12 protein-coding genes are annotated in these 12,906 nt (G+C 42.6%); all 12 read right to left on the reverse strand.

Annotated features, from left to right (window positions below):
* Nucleotides 1–15 precede the first annotated feature (15 nt).
* The 12 genes from AC2CZC_RS00585 to thrB all read right to left on the reverse strand — a co-directional run bounded on the left by AC2CZC_RS00585 (nt 16) and on the right by thrB (nt 12,900).
* Nucleotides 16–3,093 carry a diguanylate cyclase domain-containing protein gene (locus AC2CZC_RS00585; protein ID WP_484583451.1) on the reverse strand — a complete coding sequence of 1,026 codons (3,078 nt, stop codon included), beginning with the start codon at nt 3,091–3,093 and terminating at the stop codon, nt 16–18.
* Nucleotides 3,094–3,118: 25 nt separating this feature from the next.
* The gene (locus AC2CZC_RS00590) at nt 3,119–3,604 is read right to left on the reverse strand and encodes a phosphatidylglycerophosphatase A family protein (protein ID WP_484583452.1); all 486 of its coding nucleotides are present in this window, start codon (nt 3,602–3,604) and stop codon (nt 3,119–3,121) included.
* Nucleotides 3,605–3,612: 8 nt separating this feature from the next.
* Nucleotides 3,613–4,578 carry a thiamine-phosphate kinase gene (gene thiL / locus AC2CZC_RS00595; RefSeq protein ID WP_484583453.1) on the reverse strand — a complete coding sequence of 322 codons (966 nt, stop codon included), beginning with the start codon at nt 4,576–4,578 and terminating at the stop codon, nt 3,613–3,615.
* A 44-nt stretch (nt 4,579–4,622) separates the two neighbouring features.
* Nucleotides 4,623–5,033, reverse strand: a complete 411-nt coding sequence (gene nusB, locus AC2CZC_RS00600) for a transcription antitermination factor NusB (RefSeq protein WP_046356678.1) — start codon at nt 5,031–5,033, stop codon at nt 4,623–4,625.
* A gap of 11 nt (nt 5,034–5,044) precedes the next feature.
* A complete protein-coding gene (gene ribH, locus AC2CZC_RS00605; RefSeq protein ID WP_039611622.1) occupies nt 5,045–5,509 on the reverse strand; it encodes a 6,7-dimethyl-8-ribityllumazine synthase in 465 nt (154 codons plus the stop codon).
* Between the two features lie 115 nt (nt 5,510–5,624).
* On the reverse strand, nt 5,625–6,737 hold the full coding sequence (gene ribBA / locus AC2CZC_RS00610; protein WP_484583454.1) for a bifunctional 3,4-dihydroxy-2-butanone-4-phosphate synthase/GTP cyclohydrolase II: 1,113 nt from the start codon (nt 6,735–6,737) through the stop codon (nt 5,625–5,627).
* A gap of 35 nt (nt 6,738–6,772) precedes the next feature.
* Nucleotides 6,773–7,429 carry a riboflavin synthase gene (locus tag AC2CZC_RS00615; protein WP_484583455.1) on the reverse strand — a complete coding sequence of 219 codons (657 nt, stop codon included), beginning with the start codon at nt 7,427–7,429 and terminating at the stop codon, nt 6,773–6,775.
* An 8-nt stretch (nt 7,430–7,437) separates the two neighbouring features.
* Nucleotides 7,438–8,553 (reverse strand): bifunctional diaminohydroxyphosphoribosylaminopyrimidine deaminase/5-amino-6-(5-phosphoribosylamino)uracil reductase RibD, encoded by a 1,116-nt coding sequence (ribD, locus tag AC2CZC_RS00620; RefSeq protein ID WP_484583456.1) that lies wholly within the window; start codon nt 8,551–8,553, stop codon nt 7,438–7,440.
* Nucleotides 8,553–9,002, reverse strand: a complete 450-nt coding sequence (gene nrdR, locus AC2CZC_RS00625) for a transcriptional regulator NrdR (RefSeq protein WP_484583457.1) — start codon at nt 9,000–9,002, stop codon at nt 8,553–8,555. The genes ribD and nrdR overlap by 1 nt, the downstream gene beginning before the upstream one ends.
* A 160-nt stretch (nt 9,003–9,162) precedes the next feature.
* Complete coding sequence (gene glyA, locus AC2CZC_RS00630) at nt 9,163–10,419, reverse strand: serine hydroxymethyltransferase (RefSeq protein ID WP_484583458.1); 1,257 nt, start codon at nt 10,417–10,419, stop codon at nt 9,163–9,165.
* Between the two features lie 254 nt (nt 10,420–10,673).
* Nucleotides 10,674–11,960: a threonine synthase gene (thrC, locus tag AC2CZC_RS00635; RefSeq protein ID WP_484583459.1), complete on the reverse strand. Its 1,287-nt coding sequence runs from the start codon at nt 11,958–11,960 to the stop codon at nt 10,674–10,676.
* A 10-nt stretch (nt 11,961–11,970) separates the two neighbouring features.
* On the reverse strand, nt 11,971–12,900 hold the full coding sequence (thrB, locus tag AC2CZC_RS00640; protein WP_484583460.1) for a homoserine kinase: 930 nt from the start codon (nt 12,898–12,900) through the stop codon (nt 11,971–11,973).
* Nucleotides 12,901–12,906 lie beyond the last annotated feature (6 nt).

The following is a 12,906-nucleotide window of genomic DNA, read 5'->3' on the forward strand; positions in this document are numbered from 1 at the left end:
CTGCACTTAATCGCTTTAACGCATCCACACTTTAATTTCAGCTAAGCCATTAGACTGAAGTAGTTGTAATTGAGATTCTACATTCTGGCTTTGCTCAAATTCAAACGCATCCAATTCGTCATCGAAAGCCACGGTCGCTGCGCCATCACCACCGCTACGCTTAACTTGGTGCAACGCGATATCCGCGAGATTGACCGATGCTTCCCATCCAATGACGTGTCCGCCTAACATTTGTAGTGGGTAGAACGACCAACCAACAGACACCGTCATTTTTGTTGATTTGCCATTGGGCAAAGTAAAATCAAACTCTCCAATTGCCTTGCAAAGATCTTTAACATACTGATCCACATCAGAACATTGAAAATCTCGCAGTAACAGTAAAAACTCATCACCACTCCAACGCGCAACATAATCAGAGCCTTGAGTGCGAGTATTTAATAAAGTGGCTAATTGTTGTAAGCAACTGTCCCCGCCAATCGGACCATTTGCATCGTTAATTTTGCTGAACTTATCAATATTCAAAATCATTAACACAAGACTTTTACCTTGCTCTTTTAATGAATGCGCATTGCGCTGATAGTGTTCAATATCTTTAGGCAATTGATCAAATAAAAATCGTCGGCTTTTCAAACCGGTAAGTTCGTCTGAATGACTCACAAGCTTTAATTGCGTGTTCACTTTGTTGAGCTTTTCATTGGCTTTTCTGAGCTCTGTAGTACGTTCCGTGACCAGTTCCTCTAAAGCAGCTTGCTTTCGTCTTTCTTGCGCTCTAAACACCCAAAATACGAGATAGAATAAAAAGATAAAGCCGCAAGTAATAATAAGCCTAAAAAACACGGTTTCATCAAAACGACGCGGCAATGTCAATTTGACCGCTTTAGAGTGAGCTTCTTGCCAATCTTCTCCACGACGTTTTACTTCTAACCTAAACGTAAACTCACCTGGTGGTAAATTCGTGTAAATAGCTTCACGTCTAGCAAGTGCATCTCGCCACTGATCATCATGCCCCTCAAGCCTATATCTAAACTCAATACTTTGCGGTGCATAGAAATCAATGGCTGTGTAGCGAATGGTTAAATCTCGCTCATTGGTATCCAAAACGATACTTTCTACAATTTTATTCGGCGTCAGCTCTCTAGTTGGTGTGGTGATCCCTTCAAAGCGAGGTTCAAGTTCACTGTCGCTGAACAGCTTTACACTTTTCGGAATTCTAACAACACCCTGTAAACTTGGGTACAATAATACGTCATCCACTTCAACCACAGAGTCATGCCCGAGGCCAGTACAGCATTGACTGGGCATCCCATCTAATTGCCTATCGAACGGGTTGATAACTTGTTCAACTTTCAAGTTTTCAATCTCTTGAGTAAATTGCTCGATAGACATCCGATAAACACCTTTCATTGAGCTAACCCAGATAAAGTTTTGCTCTTTGTCATAGTGCAAAGACAGGATAGGGCCATAAGGTAAGCCATGAGAGGCATCTAATTGAAACCAATCTCCTGACTCGGTGCGATAATATAATCCATCGTAAAATGACCCCACCAAAGTGGTGTAGTTTTCTACATGCAAAATACTGGTTACATAGGCAGTTTCTAATGACGTTTGCCCACCTATTTTTTCAATACCGCGTTCATTGTATTTATAAGCACCTTTATCAGTACCGATAAAACCATAGCGAGGAAAATCAACAATATAAGTTACAAATTGACTCCCCAAAAACGCATTATATGTAAACGGCGTTAATCCATTATAATCAAGACGGTACAAGCCACGACCTGTACCTATCCACAGCCCACCTTGATTGGATGGACTAATTGTAAATACCTGAGTTTGACGAAATTCACGATTTGGAATAGCAAGTAATTGACCATTGTCATAGATCACGACACCACGACCAGTCCCTAAATACAAACGTCCATCTAAGAATTCCATGTCATGTACTTCTACCCCCTTCAACTGTACGGGTGTAATAATTGGCTGGTAATTGTCGTCTTTATCCAGCATACCGACGCCTTCCCGGGTAGCGACCCAGACGTTTCCTCTCGGTCCCATCGTCATAGCTGAAATTGCCTGCTTCCCCCGAAGACCAGCTTGAAAACGCTCAACCCGACCGGAGTGAGCAAGCCATAAGCCTTCATTGATGCTCGCAAGCCAAACGTTATTACTCTTGTCTATGAATAGGTCGGTAAACCAAATACCCTGATCAAGTTGCACTAGATCTACTGATTGCCACTCACCGCCACTTTCTTTATACAATAAACGACCATAGGTAGAGACCCACATACCACCTTGTTCATCGCTTAAAAACTTGTAAACAGCACTGTTACCAATTTCATCAAAGCGTCTTAAAACTTCATCAAAATCTAAGAAGAATGCACCAAGTTGCGATGCGAGAAAGAGTTTGCCATCAACCCAAGCTAAATCATGGATATTGGTTTGCGCAAGCTGACGGGGCAAAGAAATTTTGCTAGAAAGTTCTAACCTCATACCACTAGAGCCGACAAACTGAGATTCGCCTATTCGTAAAAGATGACGTTCATTGACAACCCAAATCCCGTCTGGCGATGGTGCCATTTTTGTCACAGCACCAACAATCTGACTAATATGGGTAAGTGATAATTTGCTATCGTCTAAGTTGTTTTTATCCAACATTAAACGCTTTGCAGAAATATAATATAGTCCATTTGCAGCGACCCAGATATTACCATTGTTATCTTCGATAATATCTTTGACATCGGCTTGAATTTTGAATTTCTGCGCCTTCATCGTTTGGGGATCTATGCGCAATACACCTCGACGTGTGCCCACCCAAAGCATACCAAAGCGATCAACAACCAGTTTATTGATCGCATTACTGACTAAAAAGTTGGTGTTTTGAGTGTTAAAGTTGACGAATTGGTGCCCATCAAATCGACTCAAGCCAAATTGCGTACCTAGCCAAATATAACCTTGTTGATCTTGCACCACACTTTTGATGCTTTGTGATGGTAAGTCATTTTGCATGTTCCACTGTTTTACGACGTAATCGTTAATAGCGGCATTCACATTGAATGTCACTAGCATGATTAACAGTAGAAAAAATGTGTGCATAGATTCCCTCTTTTTCAACTTTATGTTAGCCGCCTAGGACCCCTGTTTTAAACAAAGCTTGGATACAAATCAATGAAAAAATACCCGCCAAAACATCATCAGCCATAATTCCACGCCCACCGTGCAGCTTTTTATCTAGCATTCTAATGGGTCCAGGTTTAGCTATATCGAAAAAGCGAAACAAAACAAAGCCCACAATCAACGACTGCCAACTAATAGCAGCGCCAATCATAGTAATATAAAAGCCAACTACTTCATCCCAAACAATCGCAGGATGGTCATGCACATTGACATCTCTCGCTGTTTTACCACATACCCAAATGCCAAATATCGTCATCAAAACAGCAAGGCTAACCTGAAACCAAACGGGCAATGTCATTGTGGCAAAAATAAACGGCAATGCTGCTAATGTTCCAACTGTGCCAGGTGCTTTGGGCGCAAGGCCCGTACCAAACCCCAACGCAAACAATTGGTGTGGGCGTTTGAGGTTGAATTTTAACGACTTATCCAAGCTCGCTCCTAATTAAAGTGTTCATAGCCAGCTTGCTCTGAGATAGAGTATTTCTCGCCATCTTTATAAAGTTCTACAACGCCTGCTGTGTTTGTGATCTGTCCAATACAGATTGCCTGGACGCCATACTGGACTAGCCTCGCTTCAACAGCACTTCTATTATTATCATTAACAGTAAACAGTAGTTGATAGTCATCGCCATAAGACAAACTCAGCATTTCTCGAAGATTTTCGTTATCTAGTGCACGTAAATCATCAGAAATAGGGACTTTGTTTACATCAACTTCTGCACCTACCATTGAGCGGTCAACAATATGCTGGAGATCCGCAAGTAAGCCATCAGAGATATCGATACAAGAAGTTGCAAGGCCTCTCAAAACCTGTCCAGCAGCAACATGAGGCTTTGGATAGTGCAATTTTTCGGTGACACGCTTTTCTTGGTCTGGATTTAATGCAATACCGCGCTTGCGAGATTCAATCGCCAAAGCCGCATCACCAACAGGACCTGTAATATAGATCCAATCACCCACATTTGCGCCCGATCGCGTCAAGGCTTTGCCTTTGGGCACGATACCTTTAGCACAAATGGTAATAGTCAGCGGACCTTGTGTTGTGTCACCACCAATCAACTGTACATTATAATATTCGGCAATTTCATGCAGGCCCTCAGTAAACTCCTCAAGCCATGCCATATCAACTGCAGGTAGTGTTAAACCAATGGAGATCCAAGTGGGTTCAGCGCCCATGGCTGCCAAATCACTTAAGTTAACTGCTAGAACACGATGTCCTAATGCCCTTGCGGGAATATCAGGAAAGAAGTGCACACCCTCTACTAAGGTGTCTGTAGTAACTGCAAGTTGACAATTTTCAGGAATATCAACTACAGCACAATCATCACCGATCCCAACGGCAACATCACGGCGAGTTATGCCTCTGCCTTTGAAGTAATGATTAATTAACTCAAATTCCTTCATACATTAAAAAAGCCGGCCAACGCCGGCTCTCCTCATGATTCTGATTACTTGCGGATTTTCTTAACTGCTTTGTCCAACACGCCATTCACGAATTTATGGCTGTCTTCTGCACCAAACATTTTGGCCAGTTCAATCCCTTCGTTGATAGCCACTTTATATGGCACATCTTCACGGAACTTAAGCTCATACGCGCTTACGCGTAAAGTCGCTAATTCAACCATGTCTAAATCGTCAAATGGACGAGATAAATGAGGCTGAATCGCTTCATCCAACTGTTTATGGTTTACTGCAACACCACGTGCTAAATCTTTGAAGTATTCCACATCGACTTTCGATACGTCGTTCTCAATTAGCATTTGCTGCTCAATATCAGCAATTGGGTTGCCACTTAACTGCCATGAGTAGACAGCTTGCAATGCAAGCACACGCGCTTTACGTCTAGCTGCTGGTTTCACTTAGATTCCTCTTAAATTTGCTCAAGTACGTTAACCATTTCTAGTGCACCAAGTGCAGCTTCGCCACCCTTGTTACCCATTTTAGTTCCCGCACGTTCAATAGCTTGCTCAATACTTTCTGTCGTCAATACACCAAAAGCAACTGGAATATCGTAATCTAATGAAACGCAGGCTAGTCCTTTATTTGATTCGTTAGCAACCAAATCAAAGTGTGGCGTACCGCCACGGATAATAACGCCTAGTGCGATAATAGCATCATGCTCTTTTTTCATTGCAACACGTTTAGCTGCAAGAGGTAACTCAACTGCACCTGGTACATAAACCACTGTGATGTCTTCATCTTTCACGCCACCTGTGCGCTTAAGCTCATCTACTGCACCTTCTAATAAGCTGCTGCCGATGAAATCGTTAAAACGAGAAATGACAATGGCAAATTTTTTACCTGGTGCGAACTTGTTACCTTCAATTATTTTCATTAGATGATTCCTGATCAGTATTAGCAATAGCCAAATTGACGCGCATAATAGCACATCTTAAAGAAAAACACCTACTGTCCAACCAGACAGTAGGTGTAAAAAGTGAAGAGCGCGACTATTTCGGCTCTACGTAATCGACAACTTCTAAGTGGAAGCCAGAAAGTGCATGATATTTCTTCGGCAAACTCATCAGACGCATTTTCTGAATGCCCAAATCTGCCAAAATCTGAGAACCTACGCCAACTGTGCGAGATGTACCTTGAAACTTGCGGTAGTTGATTTTCTCGCCTTGATCTTCAGCAGCAAAGGCTTTAACCAATTGCTCTAAGTCTTCAGTCTGTTCATTTTTACCAAGAATGACCAATGCGCCTTCATGCTCTGCGATGTATTCCATTGCACCATGTAAAGTCCAGCTGCGATCTGCACTTCTATCAGATAGGAGAATATCATTGAATGTGCTTTGTAAATGAACACGTACTAGTGTCGCCTCATCTTCTTTAACTTCGCCTTTAAGCAACACGTAATGCAGCTGATTATCAATGGTATCTTTGTAGGTAACTAGGTCAAATTCACCGTACTCTGTAGGCAGCTTACACTGAGCCACTTTTTCGATTGTGGTTTCATTCAGGTTACGGTATTCGATTAAATCAGCAATGGTGCCGATTTTAATATTATGTTCTTTTGCAAACACTTCCAGCTCTGGTCGCCTTGCCATAGTGCCGTCTGGGTTCAAAATTTCAACAATTACTGACGACGGTTCTAGTCCAGCCAGACGTGCTAAATCACAGCCCGCTTCCGTGTGCCCTGCACGCGTTAAAACACCACCAGGTTGCGCCATAATAGGGAAGATATGGCCAGGCTGAACGATATCTTCTGGAACAGCGCCTTTAGCAACAGCCGCTTGTACTGTACGGGCTCTATCCGCAGCAGAAATACCTGTTGTCACCCCTTTAGCCGCTTCAATCGACATCGTAAAATTAGTAGAAAACTGCGCGCCGTTGTTTCGCACCATAAGTGGCAGGTCGAGTTGTTGACATCTTTCTTGTGTCATCGTTAGGCAAATCAAACCTCGGCCATAGGTCGCCATAAAGTTAATCGCTTCAGGCGTAATATGTTCTGCAGCGATGATCAGGTCACCTTCATTTTCTCGATCTTCATCGTCCATCAAAATAACCATTTTACCGGCTTTAATGTCTTCGATGATTTCTTTTGCGCTGTTTAAGCTCATAGTTTTCCCATTAATTACTTTGTTTGAATGGCCAATTACTTAATAAAGCCAGCTTGTGCCAACAAACTGGTTGTGAGAGTCGATTCACTTGAAGTCGTTTGAGTACCTTGAATTAAACGCTCCAAGTATCTAGCAATTTGATCAACTTCGAGATTCACCACAGTACCGACTTTAAAATCCGCTATTGTCGTTTCTTGTGCTGTGTGTGGCACTATGGTGAGTTTAAATTTATTACCTTCAACAGCGTTGACTGTCAGGCTTATCCCGTCGATAGCAACAGAGCCTTTATAAGGAATATATTTTATCAGACTATCAGGTGCCGATAGCCAATAATCCGTGGCGCGAGCATTTGCTTCAACTGCCACAATGGTTGCAACGCCATCAACATGGCCAGACACTAAATGCCCGCCAAGACGCGAAATCGGCTGCAACGCTTTCTCCAAATTGACCTTTTGTCCAACTTGATAGTCGCCAAAACGTGTAAGCGACAAGGTTTCATTTGATACGTCCGCTTTGAAGCCATTACTGTATTTTTCAACTACGGTCAGGCAAACACCATTAGTGGCGATGCTATCGCCGAGCGCCACGTCAGTCATATCTAAATTTTGAGATTGCACTTTTACACTCAAATCACCTTGCTTCAAGGTAAGTTCAGTGAGTGTGCCCGTTGCTTCAATGATACCTGTAAACATATGTACTCTTATTTAGTGGTCGCACTTATGCGAATGTCTGTGCCAACTTGGACACACTCTGTAATTTTAACTTCTGGTATTTGGGCCATCTCTGTCAAAACAGAACTTTTAAATAGTCCCCTGCCACCTTCACCGATAATTTTTGGCGCCATATAGATGATATATTCATCAATTAACTTTTGCTCGTGCATTGCACCGCATAAAGTTGCGCCGGCTTCGAGCCATATTTGATTAATATTTTGCGTCGCCAAGTAGTCAATTACAGCATGTAAATCTAGCTTACCTTCGGTTTCAGGTAAGCATACTTGCTCTACAAAATGAGGCCATTGATGCTGTTTATCAAGCTTGGTACGTAAAATAATAATTTTAGATTCTTGGCTAAATAAGCCTAGGTTAGGATGTAAGCGATTTTGGCTATCGATTATCACACGAATTGGTTGACGCAATTGCGCTAGGTTATCCACCAATTCAAAGTCTTTAAATTCACTGGCGCGCACATTGAGTTTGGCATCATCGACCAATACCGTGTCAGCACCTGACAAAACAGCACAGCTTTGTGCTCTAAAGCTCTGTACATCTTGTCTTGCGATAGGTCCGGTGATCCACTTACTTTGGCCATTTTGTAGCGCCGTTTTGCCATCTAAACTTGCGGCGAGTTTTGCGATTACATAAGGCTTTCCAGTTTCCATTTTTTTCAGAAAGCCTTTATTTAAGGCACGCGCTTCTTGCTCCAGTAAGCCAAATGCAGTTTCTATTCCCGCTTGCTCTAACATTTTTATGCCATTGCCAGCCACTTGCGGATTTGGGTCAACCATGGCGCAAATCACTTTTTTCACGCCCGCATCAATTAACCCTTTAGCACAAGGCGGAGTTCGGCCATAGTGACTACAGGGTTCTAGAGTCACATACGCTGTAGCACCTTGTGTCTTCCCTTCTGCTTCTCTTAAAGCATGCACCTCGGCATGAGGGCCACCAGCCTGAATGTGAAAGCCTTGCCCTATTATTTTTTCGTTCTTAACAAGGACACAGCCAACGTTTGGGTTTGGCGTTGTGGTGTACTGACCCTGCTTAGCAAGTTCAATGGCCAGTGCCATATACTCATGATCAGCTTGTGTAAAATGCATCAGTCTCCCAACCTCGCGATTTCCTCACCAAACTCTTTGATGTCTTCAAAACTGCGATACACTGACGCAAAACGAACATAAGCGACTTTGTCGAGCTTTTTCAGGGCTTCCATAATGCATTCGCCGATCATTTTGCTGTTAACTTCTCTTTCTCCGGTTGCACGGATCTCAGATTTGATTTGATGTACGACTTCTTCAATTTGCTCAGTACTGACTGGGCGCTTTTCTAATGCGCGATGTAAACCATTTAACAATTTATCTTCATTGAAAGGCTCCCGTGTGCCATCTTGCTTAATCACTCGGGGCATTAATAATTCCGCACCTTCAAACGTCGTAAAGCGCTCATGACAAACTATACATTCACGGCGGCGTCTTACTTGGTGCCCAGACGCCACCAAGCGCGAATCAATCACTTTAGTATCTTTTGCCGTACAAAAAGGACAATGCATAAATTCTCACTGTTGGGTAGTATTTGTAATGCGGCGTATAAATATGCTCAGTCTCTGCTTAATAGGTGCCTTTGTTTAGCACACAGAGCGAATAGATAATAAAAAGGCCGCATAAATGCGGCCTTTATAATATCAAAAATAACGCAAATTGTGACTCTAATTATGCGTAAACAGGTAATTTAGCACAGATGGCTTTTACCTTTTCTTTTACTTGTGCCTGTACTGATTCATCATTGATGTTGTCTAATACATCACAGATCCAACCTGCTAACTCACCAGCTTCAGCTTCTTTAAAGCCACGACGAGTGATAGCCGGAGAACCAATACGAAGACCAGATGTCACAAATGGTGAGCGAGGGTCATTTGGTACAGAGTTTTTATTTACTGTAATGTTTGCACGGCCCAGTGCAGCATCAGCGTCTTTACCAGTGATGTCTTTATCGATAAGGTCAAGTAGGAATAGGTGGTTATCTGTTTTACCAGAAACAACTTTATAACCACGCTCTTGAAGAACAGCAACCATCGCTTGCGCATTCTTAACAACTTGTGTTTGGTAAGTTTTGAATTCAGGCTCTAATGCTTCTTTAAATGCAACCGCTTTTGCCGCGATTACGTGACATAAAGGACCACCTTGACCACCAGGGAATACTGCACTGTTTAGCTTTTTGTAAACATCTTCGTCACCACATGCAGAAACAATCAAACCACCGCGAGGGCCAGCCAATGTTTTGTGCGTTGTTGTAGTCACAACGTGTGCGTGAGGTACAGGGTTAGGGTAAACACCAGCAGCTACAAGACCAGCAACGTGTGCCATGTCTACAAGTAAATATGCGCCAACTTTGTCTGCAATTTCGCGGAATTTAGCCCAATCAACAATACCAGAGTAGGCAGAGAAACCACCGATGATCATTTTTGGTTTGTGCTCAAGTGCTAACGCTTCTACTTGTGCGTAGTCAATTTCGCCAGTCTCTTCGTTTAGGCCATACTGGATTGCATTGTATGTTTTACCTGAGAAGTTTACGTGAGAACCGTGCGTTAAGTGACCACCGTGAGCAAGGCTCATACCTAATACAGTGTCATGTGGCTGAAGCAGCGCTTGAAAAACAGCAGCATTTGCTTGAGAGCCAGCATGCGGCTGAACGTTTGCATAGTCTGCACCAAATAGTTCACATGCACGGTCAATTGCCAGCTGCTCAACCACATCTACGTGCTCACAACCACCGTAATAACGCTTACCAGGGTAACCTTCTGCGTACTTATTTGTAAGTTGTGACCCTTGAGCCTCTAAAACACGCGGGCTACAGTAGTTTTCAGATGCGATTAGCTCAATGTGCTCTTCTTGACGAGTCGTTTCAGACTGGATCGCGTTAAATAATTCAGGGTCAAAATCTGCAATATTCATGTTACGTTCTAACATGGTTTCTCCTAGGTGCACGTATGATTAAATTTACCGAATGCAATTGTACGCAATTTACATCCAATTGCCTACGAAATCTGCGTGGCTCTATTTAAGCAAGGATTGAATTTATTTCACAGTGTTTCGGGGATGATATTTTTTTATTTAAATATAAAAAATATTTATGTGGATTAGAACATTCATTAAAAAATAAAATGTGCATACATTCACCCTTTGTTGATTTATGTATGCACAGATCAATGTAGTACGTACGTTTACGACCCTAGCTTTTCAAACAAGCGTGACTTAAGTGCACCATAATCAGCGTAGATAACCTCTGCTAAACACGGCTTAGCTAAAGCTTCTGCAAGCACTTGTGGCATATCAAGTTGTTGTTCTAACACACCTTCAACAGAGTCTTTAAATTTAGCCGGGTGTGCTGTGGCCAAAAATATCCCTGTTTCATTATCGGATTTATTAATCTGCAAACCTTCATAAGCGATCGCGGTATGTGGTTCTGCAACATAGCCAAGCTTGTTGATGTGCTTCATCACTTCTTTAGTACGAGATTCACCCACCGAACATGAATAAAAATCATCTTTGTTGAATATTGCTGCGTTAAGCATGCTTTCAACACGAGGCCAGTTATTAGGTTTACTCACATCCATCGCATTAGATAGCGACTCTAAAGTCACATTGGGAGACCAATTTCCTGTTTCAATATAACGCGGTACAGTGTCATTTTGATTTGTCGTCGCACTAAGTTTATTGACAGGCAATCCAATTGCCGCCGCTATCATCGCAGCACACACATTACCGAAATTTCCACTGGGCACAGAGATGTGTAATTGCTGACGTTGAGGCTCAGGTAATTGTGCAACTGCTTCAAAGTAATAACACACTTGAGCTAACAAACGACTGATATTGATTGAGTTTGCTGAATTTAACCCGAGCTTAGACTTTACTTCCTCATCCAAAAACGCCTGTTTTACCAGCGCTTGACAGTCATCAAAGCTCCCTTCTACCGCATAGCAATGAATGTTTTTACCCAGCGTTGTGAATAATTTTTGTTGTGCCAGCGAAATTTTGCCTTGCGGGTATAGAATAACTACGTCTACGTTTTCTTTGCCGTAAAATGCATGGGCAACCGCCGCGCCAGTATCTCCACTGGTCGCTGTTAAAATCGTGACCCGCTCGCCTTGATTAAATAAGCCGATGCACTCAGACATAAAGCGCCCGCCGAAATCTTTAAATGCTAGTGTCGGACCATGAAATAACTCTAAGCAATACGTATTCTTTTCTACCTCAACAATGGGCGCAGGAAAATTAAAGGCACTATTCACCATTTCATCAAGTGTATCACTTGGTAACTCATCACCGATTAAATGCTGTAAGATTTTACTACTGCGAGCCTTAAATGGCATCGCTAACAGCGCATCAACATTTTCAATTGCCGCTAATTTGTCAGGAAAAAAAACGCCTTGATTACGCCCTAGACCAATTTTCACCGCTTCTGTAAATGAAACCTGCTGCTGAGGATCCATAAGATTAACTAAATTCATTTTTAATTCCTTAAACCAATTCTCTGGTGCCCATGCTGTCTATTTTACAGATGTGACTAAACCCTTGTTCGTTCAGATAGTGTAGCTGCAGCCAATTTTGACACTTTTGAGCAATCTCTAATGAATCGCACAGCGCAAATAGTGTTGGCCCAGCGCCAGATATACTCACTACACTGGCGCCCAACTCAGGTAAACTCAATTTTGCTTCTTTGAACCCTTCAATAAGTGGCGAACGACTGGGCTCTGCCACATTGTCTTGCATCAGCGCAACTGCCTCATCAAATCGGGTTAACTGCAGCAAAGTACAAAATGAGGACATTCTTTGGGCAAAGTCAACACTTTCACTTAATGTGAGCGCCGTAGGTAATACCGATCTCGCTTTAGATGTATTCAATGCAAACCCAGGATATGCCACAACAATATACCAGTTCGGATCAACGGGTAATGCCAGTGCTCTGTCTGGTACTAATTCCGCAGTAAGCTGCAACCCACCCAGATAACATGGCGTAATATTGTCATAATGACGTGCGCCACTCACTTTAGCCTCAAAGTCTGCCATTAGTTCAATCATTTGGGATTGTGACAGCTCAGTGCCAGCAAACGCATTCAATGCAGCAAAAGTTGCAACAACAGAGCAAGCACTCGACCCTAAACCAGAGCCAACCGGTAATTTTTTCTCAAGTGTCAAAGAGACACTTGGCATATCAGATTTCACATGCGCTCTAAAATGAGTCAAACATTGAAATGCCAAATTCTCTTTTGGATCTGTTGGGAGCTTATGTGCATACTCACCAATACACTCAAACCTATCATCATTGGCCTGCTCAATATAAACAACGTCGCCCAAGAGCTCCCCATCTATCGGCGCAAGTGACGCACCGAGAGAATCAAACCCCACGCAAAAATTACCGATAGAAGCAGGTGCATAAAATTTTCTCATCGTGCA

The organism is Pseudoalteromonas sp. MMG033, assembly GCF_057197785.1.